The 24,834-nt window shown below is 30.6% G+C and carries 24 protein-coding genes; 15 read left to right on the forward strand and 9 right to left on the reverse strand.

Translation table 11 applies throughout. The features are described 5' to 3' along the window. Positions 1–4: 4 nt before the first annotated feature. The 10 genes from miaB to pnp all read left to right on the forward strand — a co-directional run bounded on the left by miaB (position 5) and on the right by pnp (position 12,107). Positions 5–1,345 (forward strand): tRNA (N6-isopentenyl adenosine(37)-C2)-methylthiotransferase MiaB, encoded by a 1,341-nt coding sequence (gene miaB / locus AC5SL8_RS06620; protein WP_494579862.1) that lies wholly within the window; start codon positions 5–7, stop codon positions 1,343–1,345. Between the two features lie 2 nt (positions 1,346–1,347). After that, positions 1,348–2,349 (forward strand): PhoH family protein, encoded by a 1,002-nt coding sequence (locus AC5SL8_RS06625; RefSeq protein WP_494579864.1) that lies wholly within the window; start codon positions 1,348–1,350, stop codon positions 2,347–2,349. Further along, complete coding sequence (ybeY, locus tag AC5SL8_RS06630; RefSeq protein WP_494579866.1) at positions 2,342–2,812, forward strand: rRNA maturation RNase YbeY; 471 nt, start codon at positions 2,342–2,344, stop codon at positions 2,810–2,812. Before AC5SL8_RS06625 ends, ybeY begins: the two co-directional genes overlap by 8 nt. Beyond that, a complete protein-coding gene (gene lnt, locus AC5SL8_RS06635) occupies positions 2,796–4,349 on the forward strand; it encodes an apolipoprotein N-acyltransferase (RefSeq protein WP_494579867.1) in 1,554 nt (517 codons plus the stop codon). The genes ybeY and lnt overlap by 17 nt, the downstream gene beginning before the upstream one ends. Beyond that, positions 4,342–5,511: a methionine adenosyltransferase gene (gene metK, locus AC5SL8_RS06640; RefSeq protein ID WP_494579869.1), complete on the forward strand. Its 1,170-nt coding sequence runs from the start codon at positions 4,342–4,344 to the stop codon at positions 5,509–5,511. The genes lnt and metK overlap by 8 nt, the downstream gene beginning before the upstream one ends. A gap of 97 nt (positions 5,512–5,608) precedes the next feature. Continuing rightward, positions 5,609–7,162: a transcription termination factor NusA gene (gene nusA, locus AC5SL8_RS06645; RefSeq protein ID WP_494573160.1), complete on the forward strand. Its 1,554-nt coding sequence runs from the start codon at positions 5,609–5,611 to the stop codon at positions 7,160–7,162. A gap of 10 nt (positions 7,163–7,172) precedes the next feature. Then, positions 7,173–9,386, forward strand: a complete 2,214-nt coding sequence (gene infB / locus AC5SL8_RS06650; RefSeq protein ID WP_494579870.1) for a translation initiation factor IF-2 — start codon at positions 7,173–7,175, stop codon at positions 9,384–9,386. Further along, positions 9,386–9,754, forward strand: coding sequence for a 30S ribosome-binding factor RbfA (rbfA, locus tag AC5SL8_RS06655; protein ID WP_494573162.1), 369 nt, complete (start codon positions 9,386–9,388; stop codon positions 9,752–9,754). Before infB ends, rbfA begins: the two co-directional genes overlap by 1 nt. 13 nt (positions 9,755–9,767) lie before the next feature. Then, the gene (gene rpsO, locus AC5SL8_RS06660) at positions 9,768–10,016 is read left to right on the forward strand and encodes a 30S ribosomal protein S15 (RefSeq protein ID WP_494573163.1); all 249 of its coding nucleotides are present in this window, start codon (positions 9,768–9,770) and stop codon (positions 10,014–10,016) included. Positions 10,017–10,034: 18 nt separating this feature from the next. Then, positions 10,035–12,107: a polyribonucleotide nucleotidyltransferase gene (gene pnp / locus AC5SL8_RS06665; protein ID WP_494579872.1), complete on the forward strand. Its 2,073-nt coding sequence runs from the start codon at positions 10,035–10,037 to the stop codon at positions 12,105–12,107. A 108-nt stretch (positions 12,108–12,215) separates the two neighbouring features. Here pnp and AC5SL8_RS06670 read toward each other — a convergent pair whose 3' ends face one another. The 3 genes from AC5SL8_RS06670 to fabA are packed head-to-tail and all read right to left on the reverse strand — an operon-like array spanning position 12,216 to position 14,715. Then, positions 12,216–13,001: an SDR family oxidoreductase gene (locus tag AC5SL8_RS06670; RefSeq protein ID WP_271517036.1), complete on the reverse strand. Its 786-nt coding sequence runs from the start codon at positions 12,999–13,001 to the stop codon at positions 12,216–12,218. 2 nt (positions 13,002–13,003) lie between these two features. After that, positions 13,004–14,215, reverse strand: coding sequence for a beta-ketoacyl-ACP synthase I (fabB, locus tag AC5SL8_RS06675; protein WP_494579874.1), 1,212 nt, complete (start codon positions 14,213–14,215; stop codon positions 13,004–13,006). Further along, a complete protein-coding gene (gene fabA / locus AC5SL8_RS06680; RefSeq protein WP_494579875.1) occupies positions 14,215–14,715 on the reverse strand; it encodes a bifunctional 3-hydroxydecanoyl-ACP dehydratase/trans-2-decenoyl-ACP isomerase in 501 nt (166 codons plus the stop codon). Before fabA ends, fabB begins: the two co-directional genes overlap by 1 nt. A gap of 74 nt (positions 14,716–14,789) precedes the next feature. On the opposite strand from fabA, the gene AC5SL8_RS06685 reads away from it, so the two are divergent. From AC5SL8_RS06685 to AC5SL8_RS06695, 3 genes are all read left to right on the forward strand, one after another. Continuing rightward, positions 14,790–15,197 (forward strand): transcriptional repressor, encoded by a 408-nt coding sequence (locus tag AC5SL8_RS06685; RefSeq protein WP_271517027.1) that lies wholly within the window; start codon positions 14,790–14,792, stop codon positions 15,195–15,197. A gap of 115 nt (positions 15,198–15,312) precedes the next feature. Next, positions 15,313–17,499: a catalase/peroxidase HPI gene (gene katG, locus AC5SL8_RS06690; RefSeq protein WP_494579877.1), complete on the forward strand. Its 2,187-nt coding sequence runs from the start codon at positions 15,313–15,315 to the stop codon at positions 17,497–17,499. A 9-nt stretch (positions 17,500–17,508) separates the two neighbouring features. Continuing rightward, positions 17,509–18,102 (forward strand): aspartyl/asparaginyl beta-hydroxylase domain-containing protein, encoded by a 594-nt coding sequence (locus AC5SL8_RS06695; protein WP_494579878.1) that lies wholly within the window; start codon positions 17,509–17,511, stop codon positions 18,100–18,102. On the opposite strand, the gene AC5SL8_RS06700 is transcribed toward AC5SL8_RS06695, so the two are convergent. From AC5SL8_RS06700 to AC5SL8_RS06725, 6 genes are read right to left on the reverse strand one after another with little or no spacing between them, the layout of a single operon-like run. Then, the gene (locus tag AC5SL8_RS06700) at positions 18,095–18,544 is read right to left on the reverse strand and encodes an SH3 domain-containing protein (protein WP_494579880.1); all 450 of its coding nucleotides are present in this window, start codon (positions 18,542–18,544) and stop codon (positions 18,095–18,097) included. The two genes, AC5SL8_RS06695 and AC5SL8_RS06700, sit on opposite strands and share 8 nt — an antisense overlap. Beyond that, positions 18,541–19,296 (reverse strand): HesA/MoeB/ThiF family protein, encoded by a 756-nt coding sequence (locus AC5SL8_RS06705; RefSeq protein ID WP_494579881.1) that lies wholly within the window; start codon positions 19,294–19,296, stop codon positions 18,541–18,543. The genes AC5SL8_RS06700 and AC5SL8_RS06705 overlap by 4 nt, the downstream gene beginning before the upstream one ends. Then, positions 19,293–19,730 (reverse strand): dUTP diphosphatase, encoded by a 438-nt coding sequence (gene dut, locus AC5SL8_RS06710; protein WP_494579882.1) that lies wholly within the window; start codon positions 19,728–19,730, stop codon positions 19,293–19,295. Before dut ends, AC5SL8_RS06705 begins: the two co-directional genes overlap by 4 nt. Positions 19,731–19,736: 6 nt before the next feature. Further along, the gene (gene coaBC, locus AC5SL8_RS06715; protein ID WP_494579884.1) at positions 19,737–20,942 is read right to left on the reverse strand and encodes a bifunctional phosphopantothenoylcysteine decarboxylase/phosphopantothenate--cysteine ligase CoaBC; all 1,206 of its coding nucleotides are present in this window, start codon (positions 20,940–20,942) and stop codon (positions 19,737–19,739) included. Positions 20,943–20,949: 7 nt separating this feature from the next. Next, the gene (ubiB, locus tag AC5SL8_RS06720; protein WP_494573179.1) at positions 20,950–22,518 is read right to left on the reverse strand and encodes a 2-polyprenylphenol 6-hydroxylase; all 1,569 of its coding nucleotides are present in this window, start codon (positions 22,516–22,518) and stop codon (positions 20,950–20,952) included. Continuing rightward, entirely contained in the window at positions 22,518–23,222 is a 705-nt protein-coding gene (locus AC5SL8_RS06725) for a class I SAM-dependent methyltransferase (protein ID WP_494579885.1), read from the reverse strand. Before AC5SL8_RS06725 ends, ubiB begins: the two co-directional genes overlap by 1 nt. A gap of 35 nt (positions 23,223–23,257) precedes the next feature. Here AC5SL8_RS06725 and mutM point away from each other — a divergent pair, with 35 nt between their 5' ends. Together mutM and rpsT are read left to right on the forward strand one after the other, a co-directional pair. Beyond that, positions 23,258–24,121 (forward strand): bifunctional DNA-formamidopyrimidine glycosylase/DNA-(apurinic or apyrimidinic site) lyase, encoded by an 864-nt coding sequence (mutM, locus tag AC5SL8_RS06730; protein WP_494579887.1) that lies wholly within the window; start codon positions 23,258–23,260, stop codon positions 24,119–24,121. Between the two features lie 50 nt (positions 24,122–24,171). After that, positions 24,172–24,432, forward strand: coding sequence for a 30S ribosomal protein S20 (gene rpsT / locus AC5SL8_RS06735; protein WP_494579889.1), 261 nt, complete (start codon positions 24,172–24,174; stop codon positions 24,430–24,432). Positions 24,433–24,834: the final 402 nt, after the last annotated feature.

The following is a 24,834-nucleotide window of genomic DNA, read 5'->3' on the forward strand; positions in this document are numbered from 1 at the left end:
TTGAATGTTGAAAAAAATTTTTATCAAAACCTTTGGCTGTCAAATGAATGAATACGATTCTAATCGTATTTTTGATACAGTCAAAGAAATTGGATTTGAAAAAACTGACAAGTATGAAGATGCAAATTGTTATTTATTAAATACTTGCCATATTAGAGATAAGGCTAAAGAAAAAGTTTATCATGAAATAGGTAGGGTTAAAAAAATTTTTAGATCAAAGCCAAAACCAATTGTTATTGTAGCAGGATGTGTTGCTCAGGCTGAAAATCAAGAAATGTTAAAAAGAGAGCCTTATATAGATATTGTTATAGGACCTCAATCATATCATAAAATTAATGAGGCTATATTAAAACATTCGAAGAATAAAAAGAAAGAGGAAGAAACTGAATTTGATACAATTTCAAAATTTAATTATTTAAGTAAAATTAAAAATAAAGATAGTAAAGTATCTTCATTTTTAACTATTCAAGAAGGCTGTGATAAATTCTGTCATTTTTGTGTAGTTCCTTATACGCGTGGCCCTGAATACTCTAGACCATTCAAACAAATCATCGATGAAGCAAAAGAATTAATTGAGTCAGGTGCAAAAGAAATTATTTTGTTAGGTCAAAATGTTAATGCTTATAAATTTCAAGATAATAATAGAGAATATAAATTATCAGACTTATTGTTAGAGCTTAATGGTTTTGATCAAATTGAAAGGGTTAGATATACAACCTCTCATCCTAAAGATATGACAGAGGATTTAATTAATGTGTATAAAAAAAGCTCTAAATTAATGCCACTAGTTCACCTACCTGTACAAAGTGGATCTAATAAAATTTTAAAATCAATGAATAGAAAACATACTATTGAGGAATATTTAAAAGTTTATGAAAGTTTAAAAGAGATAAATCCTAATGTGGAATTCTCAAGTGATTTCATCATTGGATATCCAGGAGAAGATGAAGATGATTTTAATAAAACTATGGAATTAATTGAAAAAATTGGCTTCATAAATTCATATTCTTTTATTTTTAGTGCCAGACCTGGAACAGTAGCTGCAGATCTTACCCAAGTTAATGCGGTAAAATCAAAAGAAAGATTAGAAATTATTCAAAAGAGGTTATTTGAAAATCAAATTAAAAAAAATAAATCTCTTGAAAATAAAATTTTAAATGTTCTAGTGGAAAATATAATGAAAGATGGAATTAAGCTATTTGGCAGAACAGAATATATGACATCAGTAATTTTTGATGGTGATATAGATAGTATTGGAAAAATTGTACAAGTTGAAATAACAAGCAGTAATCAAAATAGTCTTTTTGGAAAATTAGTAGAAAGTTCTAAAAAAAAGGTAGCTTAAAATTGAATAATACAAATTCTAAAAAAATTAACTCAACATTAAAATTTGTATATTCAGACAACAATTCCTTAAGCGTTATATTTCATGATAATGATTTATTGATGGGTATAGTGGGAGAATTCAATGCAAATTTAAAGGAATTAGAAAAAATTACTAATACGAGTTTATATTCAAGAGGGAATTCAATTATTATTAAGTCTACTCCAGAACAAAATGAGATAACCAAAAACGCTATCCAATTTTTAGCAAATCAATTTATTAGCAATGGAAGTATTGAAAAAAAAGATATAATTTCATCCATAGATAAATTTATGATTGAAGAAAAAGTAAAAAACCAGAATGTTTCAGATATAATTAAGACACCTAAAAAATCAGTCATTCCAAGATCAGAAAGACAGAAAGAATATGTTAGAGCTTTAAGACAGAGTGACATTACCATTTCAGCAGGACCAGCTGGAACAGGAAAAACATTTCTGGCAGTGGCGGTGGGTTTAACAATGTTGCTTGATAAAAAAATTGAGAGAATTATTTTATCAAGACCTGCAGTAGAGGCTGGAGAACGCTTAGGATTTTTACCAGGTGACATGAAAGAAAAAGTAGATCCTTATTTACGACCTTTATATGACTCACTATATGACCTCTTTGATTTTGAAAAAATTCAAAGAATGATTGAAATTGGAGATATTGAAATTGCACCACTCGCATTCATGAGAGGAAGAACGTTAAAAAATTCTTTTGCCATTTTAGATGAAGCACAAAATGCAACAGATACACAAATTAAAATGTTTTTAACTCGTATTGGAGAAAACTCTAAAATTGTTATTAATGGTGACCCTTCTCAGATTGACTTACCACATAAAAGCATGTCTGGATTGAATAGGTCTAAAAAATTATTGGGACATATTAAGGAAATATCTGTTGTAGATTTTGATCATTCTGATGTAGTTAGGCATCCCCTTGTATCTAAGATTGTTAAGGCTTACTCAGACCAAGAAAATGATTAGTGTTGGTGTTGTTTCTGAGAACAATCTTTGGAATAAAAAGATAAAAAAAAAAGATATTTTTTTCAATAAATTAGTTAAGTTTTTCCCAAAAAAATATAGGTTTATTGGAAAAAAGATAAGTTTAAGTATTCTTTTGTCAGATAATAAAAGAATTAAAAAGCTCAACAAAAGTTTCAGAAATAAGGATAAACCAACAGATGTTTTATCTTTTCCCTTTGAGAAAAAACTTAATTTAAAAAAGAATACTTATCTTGGAGATATAGTGATCAGTTATGAATTTATGAATAAACCAAAGAATTTAACTAATCTGGATTTTAAAAATAAAGTTATAAAAATATTTATTCATGGGTTTCTTCATCTTTTGGGTCATGATCATGTAAAATTGAAAGATTTTAAAAAGATGAGCAAAGAGGAAGAAAAAATCTTTAAATTAGTTAAAAGCAAAAATGAAAAATTTGCTTAAAAAAAATTTTTTAAATGCAATCTACATTGTCTTTTTAGGAGTTATCAGCTCTTATAGTTTACCACCTTATAATTATTTTCTAATTAACTTTTTTACTTTTTCTTTATTTTTTATTTTTCTTTACAATAAAAGAGAAAAAAATTTAGAGAATAAGTCTTTCTTTAAATATGGATGGTTTTTTGGATTTGGATATTTTTTATCAAGTTTGTATTGGATATCAATTTCATTAACTTTTGATGAAAGTTTTAAATTTCTAATTCCTCTAGCCATAATTTTATTACCAACTTTTTTAGCTATATTTTATGGAATAATTACTTATTTATTTTCAATTTTTTACTCAAAGAATTTAATTAGCTCTTTTCTTATTTTTTCAATTTTATTTGGCATTATAGAATTTATAAGGGGTTTGATATTTACTGGATTTCCCTGGAATTTAGTTTCGTATAGTTTTTCTGAAAATATTTATTTTATTCAAATAGTCTCTTTAATTGGCACTTATTCTTTTAATCTATTTTGTATCTCTCTTTTTTCCTTACCGGCTGTTTTGATATTAAGAAAAAATAGAAAACAGATTGTATTTTGTTTTTTCTTTATCTTAATTTCATCTACTTTTTTAATTTTTGGTAATCTTAAAATTAATCAATTTAATTCACTTAAAAATATAAAAAATCCCTACGTGATTAGAGCTGTATCACCCAACATTAGTTTAGGTAGATTTTATACAAATCAAGATGAGATAAAAATAATTAATGAATTAATAACCCTTAGTGCTCCCGAAAAAAAAATACCTACAATTTTTTTATGGCCAGAGGGAATTATTCCAGACAGCTATGTAAGCGAAATGGATATCTATCAGGACTTGTTTATAAATAATTTTTCATCAGATGATTTAATTATTATGGGATTGAATAGTATTGAGGACTCTAATGGTGAAAATTTATTTTATAATTCAATGGTGGTATTTGATCATAAAATGCAATTACAGGAGAGCTATAACAAAGTTAATTTAGTTCCATTCGGTGAGTTTATTCCGTTTGAGAATATTTTAGGATTAATCGGCCTTAAAACGGTTACAAACAATTATCAATCTTTCTCAAGTGGTAAAAATAGAGCCCCTTTTAATATTGATAAAGATAAAATTAAAGTGAGTTTACTGCCACTCATTTGCTATGAAATAATTTATTCAGGTAAAATATCTAAAAAAAATAATTATAATTATATAATTAATATTTCAGAAGATGGGTGGTTTGGAAGATCCATAGGCCCTAAACAACATTTCTCACATAGTATCTTTAGATCAATTGAGAGTGGAAAGTATATAATTAGATCTGCAAACAATGGTATCACTGCAATAGTTAATCCTATAGGAATTATTGAGCAAAAAGTAGAATTTGGGTCTACAGGATATGTTGATTTTACTGAAAGTAAAATTACCAAATCAACTCTATTTATGAAATATGGTAATAAAATATTTTTTATCATTATTTTAATATATATTTTTTTAATTTTTTCATTTAATAAACTTGAACATGAGTAATTTAAAAAACTTTTTATTTACCAGTGAATCTGTGTCAGAGGGTCATCCGGATAAAGTTTCAGATCGTATTTCAGATATGGTGGTAGATAGCTATCTTGCTGGTGATCCATTTTCTAGAGTGGCCTGTGAAACATTAACAACTACAAACAAAGTTGTCCTTGCAGGAGAAGTCCGAGGACCAGAGATAAAAAAAGAAGATCTTTATCAAAAAGTAAGAGATTGTATTAAAGATATTGGATACGACCAAGATGGTTTTACTTGGAGAGAAGCTACAAAAATTGAAAGCCATCTTCATTCTCAATCAGCTGATATTGCTATGGGTGTAGACTCCTCAGGAAATAAAGATGAGGGAGCTGGAGATCAAGGAATAATGTTTGGTTATGCTTGTAATGAAACTGAAGAATTAATGCCGGCACCAATTCATTATTCTCATAAAATCTTAAGACTTATGGCTGAAGATAGAAAATCTGGAAAATTAAAAAATATAGAGCCAGATTCAAAAAGCCAAGTTACTTTTGAATATGTTGATGGAAGACCAACAAAAATAAAATCAGTTGTAATTTCTACACAGCATTCTGCAGACGTAGATCAAGCTAAAGTTAGAGAATTGTTAAGACCTTATTTATTAAAATCAATTCCAGAAAATTTTTTAAAAGATTTTAATGAAGAAGAGTTTTATGTAAATCCCACAGGAAATTTTGTAATTGGAGGGCCAGATGGAGACTGTGGTTTAACAGGTAGAAAAATTATTGTGGACACTTATGGTGGGGCAGCGCCTCATGGGGGAGGAGCTTTTTCGGGAAAAGATCCAACTAAAGTAGATAGATCTGCTGCTTATGCTGCAAGATATATTGCTAAAAATATTGTTGCTTCAAAAATTTCAGAGAAATGTTTAATTCAATTAGCTTATGCAATTGGGGTTTCAAAACCGTTATCTATTTATGTCGATTTATTTGATAATGATTTAGAAAAAAATAAATTTGTAACAGAAGAGATTTCAAAGAATTTTGATTTGAGCCCGAGAGGAATAAGAGAGATGTTAAATTTGAATAAACCAATTTATGAAAAAACAGCAGCTTATGGTCATTTTGGCAGAGTGCCAGAGACAGACGGTTCATTTTCATGGGAAAAAACAGATAAAAAGAGTGTTTTTTCTAAATAGTTACTATTGAATTAAAAAAAATTCTTTATATATTGCCTTTACATTATTGAAATCACAGAATGGGCTTTAGCCCATTTTTTTTTGGAACTATTAAAATATGTTAAATAGAAGATCAGATAAATTAGAATTATTAAGAATAGCTGAAGCTGTGGCTTTAGAAAAATCTATCGATAAAGAGTTGATTATAGATTCTATGGAAACTGGAATTGCTAAAGCAGCCAAATCTAAATTCGGACAAGACAATGAAATCAAAGTTTTAATTGACAGAGAAAGTGGTGACATTGGTATATTTAGAAAATTAGTTATTGTTGAAAAACCAGAGAACACAAATACAGAAATTAATCTTCAAGACGCAATCATTTTAAATGAAGAAAACAAAGATAAAAAAGTTGGTGATGAAATTTTACAACCATTGCCCTCTTTTGACTTTGGAAGAATTGCAGCTCAGACAGCAAAACAAGTTATTAGCTTTAATGTAAGAGAAGCGGAGCGTGAAAGACAATACAATGACTTTATAGATAAAAAAGATACAATTTTGAGTGGAATTGTTAAACGTTTAGAATTTGGAAATGTAATAGTTGATTTGGGAAGAACTGAAGCAATTATTCAAAAAAATGAAATGATCCCAAGAGAAAACATTAAAGCAGGTGATAGAATTAAGGCTTACTGCTATGATGTAAAAAGAGAAACAAGAGGACAGCAAATATTTTTATCAAGAGCTCATCCTAAATTTATGGAAAAACTTTTTGTTCAAGAGGTTCCAGAAATCTATGACGGTTTAATTGAGATTAAGTCATCAGCAAGAGATCCAGGAAGTAGAGCAAAAATTTGTGTTAAAGCAGTTGATACTTCATTAGACCCAGTAGGAGCTTGTGTTGGAATGAGAGGATCAAGAGTTCAAGCAGTTGTTAATGAATTACAAGGAGAAAAAATTGATATTGTGAATTGGTCTGAAGATCCAGCAATTATAGTTTCTAACGCTCTATCTCCCGCAGAAGTTCAAAGAGTTAATGTTGACAGTGTTGCAAAAAAATTAGATGTGATTTTAACTGAAGAAAATTTAAGTAAAGCAATTGGTCGTAGAGGTCAAAACGTAAGACTTGCTACTAAATTATTAAATTATGAAATTAATATAATGACTGATGCTGAAGACTCAGAAAGACGACAGTTAGAATTCAAAGAGAAAACTGAAAACTTTGTTAAAAACTTAGAGCTAGATGAAACCCTAGGACAATTACTTGTCGCTGAAGGTTTTTCTTCAATTTCAGATATTAAAGATAGCACACCAGAAAGTTTAATAAAAATTGAAGGTATTGAAGAAGATACAGCTAAAGCTTTAATCGAAAGAGCTAAAGAGTTTTATCAAAAAGATCAGGAAGATATTACTAAAAGAATTAAAGATTTAGGATTGCAAGATGATCTTATAAATCACAAAGGTTTAACTCCTGGAATGTTAGTTACTTTAGGTGAGCAGAAAATTTTAAAATTAGAAGATTTTGCAGATCTAGCATCTGATGAATTAACAGGCGGTTATGATGTTGTTAAAGGTGAAAGAATAAAAATTCAAGGGTATCTTGAAGACTTTGCTTTATCAAAAGTGGAAGCTGATGAATTGATCATGTCTGCAAGAAATATAGTTTATAAAGATTGAGTAATGAAATATGGACAACAAAAAAACAAAATTAACACTTTCTGGCATAGCCAAGAAATCAATAAAAAATATAGAGTTAGCAAAAACTCAGAGTAAGAACTCTGTTGTAATTGAAAAAAAGCCAAGCAAATTTGCTCCAAAAGGTAGTTTCAGTAGACCAGCAAGTGTTAGATCAACGCCTGCTGCAAGTCCTAAAGGATCTTTTGTGCCAAGAAACACTCTGTCACCTAAACCATCTTCACCCATAACTAATGATTATGAAAAACGTAAATTAGCTGAACAAAGAGCAACTAGAAGACTCAAGGGAGAATCTGGAGAAAAAGGAAAGTCAGAGGGGAAAAAAAGAGAATTAAAATTAACTGTTTCAAGAGCACTAAGTGATCAAATTGAAGCTAGAACAAGAAGTTTAGCTTCTCTTAAAAGAGCAAAATTAAAAGAAAACAGAGAGCTTACTAAAGAAGAGATCCAAGAAAATTTAAAACCAGTTAAGAGAGATGTAAATATTCCAGAGGCAATTACAGTTAGAGAGCTTGCAAATAGAATGGCAGAGCAATCAAGCAATGTAATTAAATTTTTATTTGGAATGGGAGTAACTGTTACGATCAACCAAACACTAGCAGCTGATACGGCAGAGTACTTGGTAAAAGAGTTTGGCCATAACCCTATAAGAGAAACTAAAGCAGAAGAAATTATTCAAAAAATAAAAGAGTCTAGATCTGAAAATTTAAAAAATAGACCTCCGATTGTAACTGTGATGGGACATGTTGATCATGGTAAAACTTCTGTATTAGATGTTTTAAGAAGTGCAAACGTTGTATCAGGAGAATTTGGAGGGATAACGCAACATATTGGGGCTTATCAAATAGAACATGAATCAAATAAAATAACTTTTATTGACACCCCAGGCCATGCAGCTTTTACAGAGATGAGAGCCAGAGGATCAAAATTAACAGATGTTGTGGTATTGGTAGTTGCAGCAGATGATGGAGTTAAACCACAAACAATTGAATCAATTAAACACGCAAAAGCCGCTAAAGTTCCAATTGTTGTTGCAATAAATAAATGTGATTTACCAGATGCTGACCCACAAAAAATTAAAAATCAACTTTTAGAGTATGAGTTAATTGCAGAAGATTTATCTGGTGACACACTAATGGTTGAGATTTCTGCTAAAACTAAAAAGAACTTAGATAAGTTAGTAGAGTCTATAGTTCTTCAAGCTGAGATTTTAGATTTAAAAACAGATTATGAATCTAAAGCAACTGGTATTGTTTTAGAGTCAAAAATTGATACAGGTCGAGGAGCTGTAGCAACAGTAATCGTTACATCAGGCACAATTAAAAAAGGTGATTTTTTTGTTAGTGGATTGAAGTGGGGTAAAGTTAGGGCATTAATTAACGACAAAGGTCAAAATATTGATGAAGCACCACCATCATCTCCAGTGGAGATTTTAGGAATTAATGGTGCAGCAAAATCAGGTGATGATTTTATTGTTTTTGATACAGAAAAAGAAGCAAAAACTTTAAGTGCTAATAGAGCAGAAGAAAATAAAACTGCTGGTAACCCTCTAGCTTTTGCAACACAAGACTCAGCATTTACAGATAAATCTGCAACTGAATTAAATATTATTATCAAATCTGATGTTCATGGATCTTCCGAGGCAATAAAAAATGCCATCAGTCAAATTACTCATGATGAAGTTAAACCTAAAATAATTTTATCAGATATTGGAATGGTAACAGAAACCGATGTGACTTTAGCAAAAGCATCAAACGCAGCTTTAATTGCATTTAATGTTAAGCCAAGTAAGGAAGCAAAAAAATTAGCAGAGAATGAAAAAATAAAAATTTCTTCATACAATATTATTTATGAAGTTTTGGATTATATTAAATCAAGAATGTCGGGCTTACTTGCTCCAGATATTCAAGAAACAATTAGTGGTACAGCTCAAATTTTAGAAATCTTTAAAGTATCAGGAACAGGAAAAGTTGCTGGATCTAAAGTGACAGAGGGTGAGATCGCAAGTGGCGCTAATGCAAGAGTAATTAGAGATGGCGCAATTATCTATACTGGTAAAATAAGCACTATTTTTAGAGAAAAAGATCAGGCGAAACAGGTGAGCAATGGTCAGGAATGTGGAATTACTCTTAAAGACTTTATAGACTTTCAAAAAAACGATATAATTGAGGCTTATAGCACGACTTCAACGGAGAGAACGGTATAATGGCTGACAGAATAGGAAAACCGGTATCACAGAGACAATTGCGTGTTGGAGAGATGATTAAGCAATCTTTAGGTATGATTTTTGCAAGAAATGAAGCTAAGGTGCCGAATTTAGAAACTAATACTGTAACCGTTACAGAAGTAAAAATGAGTCAAGATCTAAAAATTGCAAAAGCTTATGTTTTACCTCTAGGGGGAAAAGATACAGAAAAAGTTATTAAAAAATTAAGAGAATATTCTTTTTTAATTAGAAAAGTTTTATCTCAAAAAGTTATTATGAAATACATACCAAAAATACTTTTTGCAAAGGATGACTCTTTTGAATACGCAGAAAAAATAGAAAACTTAATAAAACAAACAAACAAATAGGAAAATAAATAGTATGACGAAAAAAGCAGTAGAATTAAAAATGCATGAGAAGGACACCGGTTCTTCAGAGGTACAAATTGCATTATTAACAGGGAAAATTGAAACTCTTTCAGCCCACATAAAACAATTTAAGAAGGATAAGCATTCTTCAGTTGGATTGTTAAGAGCAGTAAATAGAAGAAAAAAATTGTTAGAATACTTAAAGAAAAATAAATTTGATTCTTACAAAAATGTATTAACGAAGCTGAATTTAAGAAAATAAAAAAGAAACGGAAATTGAATGTTCAAAGTATATAAGAAGGAAATTGAAGTAGCAGGTAAGAAAATAAGTTTAGAAACAGGTAAAGTAGCAAGACAAGCAGACGGAGCAATCATTGCTTCATGTGGTGAAACAGTTATTTTAGCAACAGTAGTAGGAGCAAAAAAAGTAAATCCAGATATGGATTATTTTCCTCTATCTGTAAATTATCAAGAAAAATATTATGCTGGTGGTAAAATTCCAGGTGGATTTTTTAAGAGAGAAGCAAGACCAACTGAAAGCGAACAATTAATATCAAGATTAATTGATAGACCGATCAGGCCTTTATTCCCTAGCGAATTTAAAAATGAAGTTCAGTTGTTACCAACGGTAATTTCATATGATAAAGAAAACCAACCAGACATCCTTGCAATCACTGCTTCATCAGCAGCATTAGCTATTTCAGGAATGCCATTTATGGGACCTGTAGGAGCTTCAAGAGTTGGGTATGTAGATGGTAAGTACATTCTTAACCCATCAAAAGCTGAATTAGAAAACTCTACTTTAGATTTAGTAGTAGCTGGTACTAAAGATGCTGTGCTTATGGTTGAGTCTGAAACAAAAGGTTTATCAGAAGAAATAATGTTAGCTGCAGTCAAATTTGGTCATGAAGGATTTGTTCCAGTAATCAAAATGATAGAGGAACTTGCAAAAGAATGCAGAAAACCAGAGTGGACTGTTGAGAAAAAAGATTTATCCGAAGTTAAACAAAAACTTGAGGAAACTTTTACAGCAGATTTAACGAAAGCTTTTGCTACTAGAGATAAGCAAGATAGATCAAATCAAATTTCAGAAATTTCTGAAAAAGCTAAGCAGCTTTTTGCAGATAATGAAAATTATTCTGATTTTAATGTTAACGATGAATTAAAAAATCTTGAAAAGAAAATTGTTAGAACTGATATTCTTAAGAACAAAAAAAGAATTGATGGTAGAGGTTTAGCTGATGTAAGAGCTATTGAGTGTGAAGTTGGTGTTTTACCAAGAACTCATGGTTCAGCATTATTTACTAGAGGTGAAACGCAAGCAATTGTAGTTACTACTTTAGGTACTTCTGATGATGAACAAAGAATAGAAAGTCTAGATGGTCAATCTAGAGAAAGATTTATGCTTCATTATAACTTCCCTCCTTTTTCAGTTGGTGAAACTGGAAGAATTGGAACAGGAAGACGTGAAGTTGGTCACGGAAAGTTAGCATGGAGAGCAATCAACTCTTCACTTCCTCCAAAAGAAGCATTTCCTTACACTTTTAGAGTAGTGTCAGAGATAACTGAATCTAATGGTTCTTCTTCAATGGCAACTGTTTGTGGTACCTCTCTTGCATTAATGGATGCAGGTGTTCCAATTAAAGAACCAGTTGCAGGAATTGCAATGGGATTAATTAAAGAAGGTGATGATTTTAGTGTCCTATCAGATATTTTAGGTGATGAAGATCATTTGGGAGATATGGACTTTAAAGTTGCTGGAACTAAAGATGGAATTACTTCACTTCAAATGGATATCAAAATTACTGGTATTACTTTTGAAATAATGGAGCAGGCTTTAAAGCAGGCGAAAGATGGAAGAATTCATATCTTAGGTGAAATGAATAAGGCTTTAAGTGAATCAAGAGCTGATGTTGGGCAACACACTCCAAAAATGGAACAAGTAACTGTTGATAAAAAAGATATCGCAGCTGTTATTGGAAAAGGTGGTGCAACAATCAGAGAGATTGTTGAAAAATCAGGTGCAAAAGTTGATGTGAATGACGAAGGAGTTGTAACTGTTGCTGCTCCAGATGAAGAGTCTAGAAACATTGCTATGCAAATGATTAAAGACATCACCGCAAAAGCTGAACTTAATAAAATTTACTCAGGTAAAGTAATGAAGATTATGGAGTTTGGGGCATTTGTTAACTTTTTAGGTAAACAAGATGGCCTTGTTCATATCTCAGAACTTGCTCCTAAAAGAGTAGAAAAAGTTACTGATGTTGTTAAAGAAGGCGACGAAGTAAAAGTTAAAGTGATTGGTTTCGATAGAGGTAAAGTTAAACTTTCTATGAAACAAGCAGCTGAATAATACTTTAAATTAAATTTCTAAAACCCTGGAATGAAAGTTCTGGGGTTTTTTTATGGGGCACCTGGCAACAGAACGCCCCTAATATTTTTAACTAAATTTAACTATATTTTAAGTAATATTCTTAGGATCTGGCATTCCAACTTTATTATATCCGGCATCTACGTAGTGAATTTCACCCGTTACACCGTTTGCAAGGTCGCTTAATAGATATAATGCTGAATTTCCAACATCATGGATATCTACGTTTCTTTTAAGGAAAGAATGATCTTCATTCCATTTATATAGGAATTTTGCATCTCCTATTGCAGAAGCTGCCAATGTTTTAATCGGTCCAGCACTTATAGCATTCACTCTCATGCCTTTAGCACCTAGGTCTCTTGCAAGATATTTAACACTTGCCTCTAACGCTGATTTACAAACACCCATTACATTATAATTTGGAATAGCTTTAGTAGATTCGTACGTTAGAGTTAACATACTGCCACCTTCTTTCATTATTTTTGAAGCTTCTTTTGCAACTTCAGTAAATGAAAAACATGAAATCAACATGCTTCTTAAAAAATTCTCTCTTGATGTATTTAAATATTCACCTGATAATTCTGATTTATCTGAGAATGCTACTGCGTGGACAACAAAATCAATTTGACCCCACTCTGATTTAATATCTTCAAATAATTTTATAACTTCTTCTTTGTTTTCAACGTCACAACTGAATGTTGTTTTTGAATTTAATTTTTCAGCTAAAGGAATTACTCTTTTCTTTAATGCATCACCCAAATAAGTAAATGCAAGTTCAGCTCCAGCTTCAGCAAGCTTTTGTGAAATGCCCCAAGCAATTGATCTTTCATTGGCAACGCCCATGATTAATCCCTTTTTACCCTTCATCAAACTCATGATTATATTTTCTCAAAAATTAAAGCAGCATTGGTTCCACCAAAACCAAAACTATTAGACATAACAGTATTTAAAGTTGCTACAGTTTCTGTTTTAGCAACTATTGGAAACTTTTTAGCCTCTTCATCCATTTCACCAATATTTGCAGAACCAGCAATGAAATTATTTTTCATCATAATTAAACAATAGATAGCTTCATGCACTGATGCAGCTCCTAAAGGGTGACCCGATAAAGATTTAGTTGAACTAATTTTTGGAATTGTACCTCCAAAAACTCCTTTAACAGCATTTAATTCTGTAATATCGCCAACTGGTGTTGATGTTCCATGGGTATTTATGTAATCAATTTTATTTTTAGCAGTTGCCATAGCCATTTGCATACATCTGATTGCTCCTTCTCCTGATGGGGCTACCATATCATATCCGTCTGATGTTGCTCCATAACCAGTTAATTCTGCGTATATTTTAGCTCCTCTTGCTTTAGCATGTTCGTATTCTTCAAGAACTAAAACTCCACCACCACCTGCAATTACGAAACCGTCTCTAGTTTTATCATAAGCTCTTGATGCAGTCTCAGGTGTATCGTTGTATTTTGAAGATAACGCTGTCATTGCATCAAACATTGCTGTCATTGCCCAGTGAACTTCTTCACTTCCACCTGCAAAAACAACATCTTGTTTGCCCATTTGGATTAATTCCATTGAATTTCCAATGCAGTGTCCGCTAGTAGCACATGCAGAGCTCATTGTGTAGTTGGTTCCTTTAATTTTAAATGGCACTGCTAAAGTAGCTGAAGCTGTACTTGCCATTGTTCTTGGAACAATGAAAGGACCCATTAATTTTGGAGTTTTGGCTCTAGTTTTATCTGCTGCTAAAATTACATTTTCAATTGAAGGTCCTCCTGAACCCATAACAATACCAGTTTTAAAATTACTAACTTCACTTTCTTCTAATCCAGAGTCTTCAATCGCCTCTTTCATTGCAATATAATTATAGGCTGACCCTGAACCCATGAATCTAATTGTTTTTCTATCAATATGATCCTCAAGTTTTATATTTGGTTTACCATGAACATGGCTTTTAAGATTATGCTCTTTATATTCCTCAGCATATGAAATTCCTGATTTAGACTTTAATAGTGACTGATGAACCTCTTCTTGATTGTTTCCCAAACAAGATACAATTCCTAAACCTGTGATAACTACTCTTCTCATTATTTAAATAATCCTACTTTCAAGCTTTCTGCTGAATATATTTTTTTGTCATCTGCAAATACTAAGCCATTTGCAAGACCAACTGTTGTTCCACCTGGAGCCATAATTTTTTTCATATCAATTTCATATCTTACATTTTTAACATTTTTTAAAACTTCACCAGTGAATTTTACTGCACTCACTCCTAAAGCTCTCCCTTTACCTGGGTTGCCAAGCCACCCAAGATAAAAACCAACTAGTTGCCACATAGCATCTAAGCCAAGACAACCTGGCATAACAGGGTCTTCTTTAAAATGACACTCAAAGAACCAAAGATCATCTTTGATATCTAATTCAGCCTTTAAAGATCCTTTTTTAAAAGTACCACTATTATTGCTGATTTCAGTTATTCTATCAAACATGAGCATTGGCGGAAGAGGTAATTTTGCATTACCGGGGCCAAAAAGCTCTCCATTTCCACAATTAATTAGTTCATTATATGTGTATGAATTTTTTTTCATAAAAAATAAACTCCTTAATACTTGATTTAAAGAGATTATAATATAGTAATAGTTTAGAACAATTATAAACAATAATGAACAATTTAAATATATATAAAGAAAAGTTAAGAGAATCTGGTTTAAGACCAACTAGACAAAGATTAAAAATATGTGAGGCTTTATTTTCACCAAAGGAAACTTTTCATTTTACAATTAATGACCTTAGTAAAATAATTGAAGAAAAATTAGATGAAAAAATTTCTCTAGCAACAGTTTACAATACAGTGCATGCTTTTAAAAAAAATGGTTATTTAAAAGAAATTGTTATAGCAACTGATAAAAGCTATTTTGATACTAACACAGGTACCCATTCCCATTTTTTTGATATTAAAAATAAAGAATTGATTGATATTAACCAGGTTGATTTGAAAGATATACCAAATCCACCAACAGGAAAAAAAATTAAAAATATTGATGTCATAATCAATGTTGAAAGTGAATAAATTACTTTATAATTATTCTAAACTACTTGACACAAAAATTAAAATAGTTATATAGATTGAATAAAGAATTTTTAACAAGCGTAATAAAACTTAAACTAACAACAAAAGAGGTCAAATGAGTTCAGAGATTAGTAAAACTAGCAAAAATGGTTCAGGTTGCCCCGTAATGCACGGTGGAATGACAAAATCAAGTCAGACACCAACAGCTGAATGGTGGCCAAAAAATTTAAATTTAGATATTTTACATCAGCATGACACTAAAACCAATCCAATGGATGAAAAGTTTGACTACAAAGAAGAAGTCAAAAAATTAGATTTTAAAGCAGTAAAAAAAGATCTATTAAAACTTATGACAGACAGTCAAGACTGGTGGCCAGCAGACCTTGGACACTATGGTGGACTATTTATCAGAATGGCTTGGCACTCAGCTGGAACTTACAGAATTGCAGATGGTAGAGGTGGAAGTGGAACAGGAAACCATAGATTTGCACCACTAAACTCTTGGCCAGATAATACCAACTTAGATAAGGCTAGAAGATTAATATGGCCTATTAAAAAAAAATATGGAAATAAAATTAGCTGGGCAGACTTGATGATTTTAGCTGGAAATATGGCATATGAGTCAATGGGTCTTAAAATGTATGGTTTCTCTTTTGGAAGAGAAGATATATGGCACCCAGAGAAAGATGTTTATTGGGGTTCTGAAAAAGAATGGTTAGAAAATAAAAGATACGACAATAACGATGACAGAACTTCACTTAAAAATCCTTTAGCAGCGGTTGTGATGGGGCTGATCTATGTTAACCCAGAAGGTGTGGGTGGAAAACCAGATCCATTAAAAACTGCTTATGATGTTAGAGAAACATTTGGCCGAATGGCAATGAATGATGAAGAAACTTGTGCTTTAACAGTAGGAGGTCACTCAGTTGGAAGAGCTCATGGTAATGGAGATGCTTCATTATTAGGTCCAGAACCTGAAGCTGCAGATGTACATGAACAAGGCTTTGGCTGGAATAGAAAAGGTGGTGGCGGTCTAGGTGTTAACCAGGTTACTAGTGGTATTGAAGGTGCTTGGACAACTCATCCAAACAAATGGGATCATAGTTATCTAAATCTTTTATTAAACTACGATTGGGAATTAAAGAAAAGTCCAGCTGGAGCAAACCAGTGGGAACCAATTAATATGAAAGATGAAGATAAGCCAGTAGACTTAGCTGATCCATCTGTAAAAAGAAATCCAATAATGACAGATGCTGATATGGCTATGAAAATGGATCCTATTTATAGAGAAATTGCAGAACGTTTTCATAAAGACCCTAAATATCTTGAAGAAACATTTGCAAAAGCTTGGTTTAAATTAACTCATAGAGATTTAGGTCCTAAAAAATATTATGTTGGTCCTGATGTTCCAAAAGAAGATTTAATTTGGCAAGATCCAGTCCCTGCAGGAAAAGATTTTGATGTTGAAAAAGCAAAAAAATTAATCGAAGCTACTGGTTTAAGTAGTTCTGAAATGATTGCTACAGCATGGGACAGTGCAAGAACTTATAGAAGAACCGATCACAGGGGTGGAGCGAATGGAGCTAGATTAAGATTGGCACCACAAAAGGATTGGGCAGGCAATGAGCCTAAAAGATTAAATAATGTTCTTGGTAAACTTGAGAAAGTTGCACAAGAAACAGGTGCAAGTGTTGCCGATATTATAATCTTGGCTGGAAATGTTGGATTAGAACAATCTATAAAAAAAGCTGGACTAAATGTCAAAGTTCCATTTGTTGTCGGTAGAGGTGATGCAACTCAAGAGCAAACGGATGTTGATTCTTTTAAAGTTTTAGAACCAGTTCATGATGCTTTTAGAAATTGGGCTAAAGAAGAATATTTAGTTACAACTGAAGAGATGATGCTTGATAGAAGTTCTTTAATGGGTCTATCAGCTAAAGAAATGACAGTTCTAGTTGGTGGAATGAGAGTTTTAGATACCAACCATGGTGGAACTAAACACGGTGTGTTTACTGATAATCCAGGAGCTCTTACCAATGATTTCTTCGTAAACTTAACTGATATGAAGTTTAAGTGGAAACCTGCAAGCAAAGACCTTTATGAAATAATAGATCGTGCAACTGATGTAACTAAGTTTACAGCTACAAGAGTAGATTTAGTTTTTGGCTCTAACTCTATATTAAGATCTTACGCAGAAGTTTATGCGCAAGATGATAATAAAGAAAAGTTTGTTAGAGACTTTGTTAATGCATGGACTAAAGTAATGAATGCTGACAGACAAGAACTAAAGAAAGCTCATTAGTCATCATTAATGAATAGCGTTCAATTTAAAGACTTTTATACGGTACCAGATCTTAACTTTGATATATCAAGGTTAAGATCTGATTTAGAGATAGTCTTAAAAAAAAGAAATTTTAATTCTTTAGGAGTTGCTCATTTTGGCGCCATTCCAATAAATCAAATTCCTAATGATAGTAGTTCTATTGATGGACATAATTTAAGAGGCAAATATTGGACGATTGCTGACGAAACAGGAAAAGAAGTTTCTCGAGATATTGAAATAGATGAATCGAAATACACACAACTAGTTCCTGAATTTGAAAATACATATTTTAAAGAAGTCTATGACACCTTAAGCAAAAGATTTAAACTGGGTAGAGTGAGATTGCTATTAAAAGAGCCAAGATCAACATTAAGCTGGCATAAAGATCCTGAGCCAAGACTTCATATACCGATTATCACAAACTTAGGATGCTCAATGGTTATCGAAAATGTAGCTAAACATCTGCCCGCAGATGGAAATGTTACCATTACAAATAATACGAAATATCATAATTTTTTTAATGGGGGTGAACAAGCTAGAATTCACATAGTTGCTTGTTTATTAGAGGATCCGTTTAATTAATAGATCCCCATACATTCTGGTTATTAACCCATCCTGAATAATCACCAGTTTTTATATTACACCAAGTATTTTCACATTTTTTGATAATAAGTAATCTTCCTTTTTCTAAACGAGCGATAGGTTTAGAAAAATATGATGCTTTTTTAAATAAAATTTTGTCTTCCATGATAATGATTGAATTAGATTTTTTAATTTGAGAAACATGAATCCATCCACTATTATTTTTTAGATCAACTATTCTTCTAAAGTTTTCTTTTTGGTCAATCTGTTTTACAGGTAGATTTATTTTCTCATAAATGTATTTAATTTCAGACTCGAAGCTAGGTCCATATCTGACATTTACTTTATTCTTCTTTAAAGAGAGGAATTTTTCTTCAGCATTTAAAGACTGAATATTTGTAATTAATAAACATAAAAATAAAATAATTATTTTTTTTTTCATTTACAAAAACAAAATTTTCTTTTTTTTAATTTAACTTTTCTAAAGTTTAGATTAAGTAAGTCCATGATTAAAATATGACCATCAAGGTTTTGCCCAATATTTAAAACTTTTTTTAAAACTTCGTTAGCTTGGATAGTTCCAACTATACCAGCAACAGTACCAAGTACACCTTCTGCCTCACAGTTTAATAAATCATCTGAAATTTGGTCTTCTTGAAAAAAACATCTTAAACAAGGAATTTTTTTATTTTTAAAATCAAAAGTAAATACATGTCCATCAAATTTGCTAATTGCACCAGTGATAAGAGTTTTTTTAAATCTTAAGCAAAAATCATTTAATAAAAATTTTGTTGAAAAATTATCAGAACCATCAACAATATAATTATAATCTTTAATAATTTTTATGAAATTTTTTTTATTTAATCTCATTTTATAAGTTTTTATTTTTGTATTTGGATTTATTTTCTTTATTTTATCTTTTGCTATTTGAACTTTAAATTTACCAATATCATTTGTGTTATAAAGGCTTTGTCTGTGTAAATTAGAGAGTGAAATTTTATCATGATCTATAATTCCAATTGTCCCAACACCAGCTCTAGATAAAAATTCAGCAACAGGACATCCAAGCCCTCCAGCTCCAACAATTAATACCTTTGCGTTTAAAATTTTTTTTTGTCCTAGAGCACCAATATCTTTAAGAACAATTTGTCTAGAATATCGTTCAATAGAATGTTTATTTAATGGGTTGCTCATTTTCCTGTTGAGCCAAACCCACCTTCGCCACGAATTGAATCGGGTAAATTATCTGCTTCTTCTAATTCCATTTTAACAACAGGTGTTAAGATCATTTGTGCAATCCTATCTTTATTATTAATCAAAAAATCTTCTTTACTGTGATTAAAAAGAATAACCTTAATTTCCCCTCTATAATCGCTATCGATAGTTCCAGGTGTGTTTAAAACAGTTATGTTGTTCTTTGCGGCGAGACCTGAACGTGGACGTATCTGCACCTCATAATCCTTTGAAAATGCCATAGAAAGTCCTGTTGGGACCAAATAAGAGGTATTAGGAGGAATTTTAATTGGCTCCTTTATAAATGCCATGAGGTCCATACCCGATGCACCAGAGGTTTTATATGATGGTAATTCTACTTCAGGATTTAGTTTTTTAATAAATACTTTTGCCACTGAGTTTTAATTTAATTGCTGAATAACTCTATCAACTATTTCTTCAGAAATAGCAGACTTTTGTTTTAAGCTAAGTCTTTCGTCTTTGATTTCATCATCTTTGTAAAAAATCGAAACTTCATTAAAATCAGAGTCAAATCCAATAGATTTATTCGACACATCATTTGCAACTACCCAATCACAATTTTTTTCAACTAATTTTTTTTTTGCATTTTTTTCAATTTCATTTGTTTCTGCTGCAAAACCAATAACTAGTTTTGGTCTTAAGGAATTGTGTTTTGAAACATAGTTTAGAATATCAATGTTTTTTTCAAGTTCTAAATTTAAATTTTCATTTTTTTTTATTTTTTCACTTTTTATTTCACTCACTTTAAAGTCAGCAACTGCTGCTGAAAAGATAGCGACATCAGCAGGTAAGTTTTTTTTTGTAGCTTGCAACATTTCTTGTGCTGTTTCTACTTTTATCAAATTTATATTTTCTCCAATAGGAAGGTTGGTTGGTCCAGAAATAAGTGTTGTCTGAAAACCTTTTTTTGCAAATGCATTAGCTAAAGCATAGCCCTGTTTGCCCGAAGATTTATTAGTAATAAATCTAACAGGATCGATATATTCATTTGTTGGTCCAGCAGTTATCAAGGCCTTAAATTTATTATTATTTGTTATGGAGTTAAAATAAATATTAATTTCTTCAATAATACTTTTTGGCTCAGTCATTTTACCTTCTCCAAACTCACCACAAGCCATATCACCAATTTCAGGACCAATTACTTTATAACCAAAGGACCTTAATTTATTTAAATTTTCTCTAGTAGATGGATGTTCCCACATTCTAACATTCATAGCAGGAACTAGAAAAATATCTTTATCAGATGCTAGAATTACAGTTGAAGCTAGATCATCTGAAGATCCTACACTTAATTTTGATATAGTATTCGCTGTTGCGGGAGCCACTAGAATTAAATCTGCCCATCTAGACAATGATATATGGTCCATTTCAGCTTCATTTTCAGCATTAAATAGGTCGTCATAAACCTTTTCTTGAGTAAGTGAGGCTACTGATAAAGGAGTTACAAACTCTTTAGCACTTTTGGTAAGGATTGTTTTAATTTCTGAACCTTGTTTTTTAAACAATCTAATCAGTTCTAAACTTTTATAGGCTGATATACCCCCACATATTATTAATAGTATTTTTTTACCTGTTAAATTTTTCATTGAAGAATTAAAATACTACTAGACCAAAAATTACAAGCAGTAATAAACCAATAATAGATTGATTTCTAAACGCTATCATTTCTGATTTTTTTTCATTTAAAGCTGTAAAGGAGTTAGAATTTTGAGGTATTTGACCACTTGCTAAAAATGTCAAAGCTTGATTTGCTTTATCCATTATTTCTGGAAAATCAGGCAATCTTTTAATTACTTCAGTGGTGCTTTTTAAACCTTCATTCAATGTATTTATTGGATCTTTTGTTTCTCTTAACCAACTTTCTAAAACTGGTTTTGATGTATCCCATATATTAGTATCTGGATTAAGTTTTCTTGCAACACCCTCAACAACCACCATTGTTTTCTGCAGCATTAGTAATTGAGGTTGTGTTTGCATATTAAATTTTTCAGTAACATCAAAAAGTTGTTTTAATAATTTTCCCCCTGAAATATCTTTGACAGATTGACCAAAAATGGGCTCACCAATTGATCTCAAAGCTTGAGCCAAATCATTAACTGGTACATCTTTTGGAACGAGGCCGGCAACTAAATGCACTTCAGCTACTTTTTTATAATCTCGCTGAATAAAACCAAAGAGAATTTCTGCCAAAAATCTTTTACTTAGATTGTCTAATCTTCCCATAATACCAAAATCAATAGGAACAATTTGACCATTATTATCAATGAATATATTGCCTTGATGCATATCTGCATGGAAGAAACCATCTCTAACAGCATGTCTTAAAAAATGCTGAATTATATCTGATGCGATTTGCTTGGTATCAATATTTCTTTTTTGTAAGTCTTCCGTTTCACGAATTGAAACACCATCGACCCAATCAAGTGTCATCACATTTTCACTTGTGAAATTCCAATAAATTATTGGTACTCTAAAACCTGCATCATTCTTTGTATTTTCAGCATATTCATTTGCTGCCGCTGCTTCAAACCTCAAATCCATTTCTAGATTTGTTATCTCTTTAAGTAAAAATACAACTTCCATCAACTTAAGTCTTTTTGTTTTTTTGATGAAGGACTCAATAAGGAAAGCAAAAAGCATTAATGCATCTATTTCTTCATTAAAAGTTTTTTTAATATCTGGTCTTAAAATTTTGATAGCTACATCTTTTATAGTTCCATTGTCATCAATTTTAGCTTTATGTACTTGTGCAATCGATGCAGCAGCAACAGGTTCACTCAAGTCAATTATTGAGTTAAATGTTTCATCTCCTAAGTCTTTCTTAATTATTGCTTTTGCTTCTGTTAAAGAAAATGGAGGCAATCTATCTTGCAAGCCTTCTAATTGCTTTGCTAGTTCTTCTCCGATAATATCAGGTCTAGTAACTAAAAATTGTCCAAGTTTAATAAAAGTAGTTCCCATTGATTGAAGAGATTTAGATAATTTTTCTCCTTCATTTTCATTTAAGTTATTTTTTCCAGAACTAGAAAAAGAGAAAGACAATATTTGAAATAAAATTGTAATTGCTAGTGGTGGTTTTTTGAATTTTGAAACTATATTCAAAACATCTGATTTAGCTAATTTTCTTCCTAATTTGTAAAGAGTAAATAATTTTTTAATCATTATACCTTCCAACCAGAATGAATCGCAACAATACCACCTGATAAATTTCTGTAACTACAATTTATGAAATTATTTTTTTTCATTAGATCAATTAGCTCTTCTTGATTAATAAATTCTTCAATACTTTTAACCAGGTATTCATAAGGTTCTTTTTTGCCAATAACAGCCCTACCAACTAAAGGAATTAGTTTTGAATAATTCTTATAAATAAAATCTAAATTAGAATTTTGAATTTTTGAAAATTCTAAACACAAGAAGCGCCCACCAGGTTTTAATACTCGATGTGCTTCTGCAAGTGTTTTATTAAGATTTTTTGTATTTCTAAGTCCAAAACTGATTGTATAATAATCACAGGAGCTATCTTTAATTGGAAGCTTTTCTGCAGGAGCAATCAACCAATCAATATTTTTATAAGTTTTTAATTTTTCTTTACCTTTGCTTATCATTCCAGAATTGGGATCCACACAATAAATTTTACAATTTTCATCAGTTAGATTTAAAAAAAGTTTACCTAAGTCTCCAGTCCCACAAGCAACATCAACTAGAATTTTATCTTTTGATGGGTTCATCCAGCTCATCAAATTTCTTTTCCATATCCGATGAATGCCCAATGACATAAAATCATTCATTAAATCATATTTGTCATAAACATTGTCAAATACATTTTGAACCAATCCTTTTTTATTTTGGAGATATTGTTGCATATAAAATTTATTATTTACTGATAATATAGTATCAAATGCCAGAATTACCAGAAGTAGAAATAGTCAAACAATCATTATCAAAAAAAATAGAACAAAAAAGAATAAAAAAAGTAATAATTAAAAACAGAAATTTAAGGTTTAAAATTCCATTAAAATTTGAAAAATTATTAGAACAAAAAAAGATTAAAAAAGTTACTAGGTTTTCAAAATATCTAATTCTTAATTTTAATGATAATTCTTTTTGTTTAATTCACTTAGGTATGTCAGGAACCATTCATCTAATTAATAAACATATTATAAATAAATTTACCAATACTAGTTTCTATAATTCACCAGAATTGCCAAAGAAACACAATCATGTTGAAATCCAGTTTAATGATATGAGTGTTATTTATAATGACCCAAGAAGATTTGGATTTTTTAGGTTTATTGATAATCCCAAAGAATTAAAAAAAAGATTTAATCATTTGGGTCCAGAACCTTTTTTTTTAAGTTTTAATTTAAAATACCTTCTAAATTTTTTTATAAATAAAAAAAAAGATATAAAAAGTTTTCTATTGGATCAAAAATTTGTTTCTGGCATAGGTAACATTTATGCAAGCGAAATTTTATTTTTATGTAAAATAAATCCCAAGACATATGCGATGAAATTATCGAAAAATGATTGTAAAAAAATCATTTATTATTCAAAAAGTGTACTTAAAAAAGCTATTGAAAAAGGTGGATCAAGTATTCGAGATTTTAAAAATACAGAAGGAAAAAATGGCAGTTTTCAAAAAGAGTTTAAAGTATATCAAAGAGAGAACCAGGGCTGCTCAAGAAAAAATTGTCATGGTAAAATTAAGAAAATATTTATATCGAATAGATCAACTTTCTTCTGCAATATTTGCCAAAAATAAGCAATTATTCTATTGACCAGTATAAATTCTCAAGCTATACCACTGCGCTTATGGCAAACACAAAATCAGCAATTAAAACAATTAGAAGAATTGCTAAACAAACATTGGTGAATAAGGCTCGTAAAAGCAAATACAGAAATGCTATAAAGAAAATGAGTTTACTTCTAATTGAAAAGAAAAAAGATGAAGCTTTAAAATTCTTGCCAAAGTTGAACTCTGAATTAATGAAAGTTGCAAAAACTGGAATTATAAAGAAAGCAAATGCCTCAAGAAACATTTCAAGAACAACTAAGAAAATTTCAGCTTTATAATCAAATATATACAGCGATTTTAAATTTCAACTAATAATACTCACATCATATAAGAAATCTTATTTTTAGATTAACCATATATAGATTTAGTAAAATAATACGAAATATAATTTATAAATCACACACTCATAGATTTTAAATTTGTAAAACTTAATTGTTCAATCAAACAGCACTGTGGCAAAATAATTTTTAAAATTGAAAACAGACCACTTCTTGGTTGTAATTACATCAGCATTAGAAAGAATATTCCCGCTAGAAATGAATCACCTGTAGATTTTATTTATTTTTATTTTTACTAAATTATTTATTGCAAATATAAATTTTATTCATTTTTGCTTTTACAAAATTATTTATTGCAAAAAGATTATTTTGCTTCTAACTAACTTTATTCCTACAAATTTT

Source organism: Candidatus Pelagibacter sp. PS_41 (assembly GCF_059417725.1).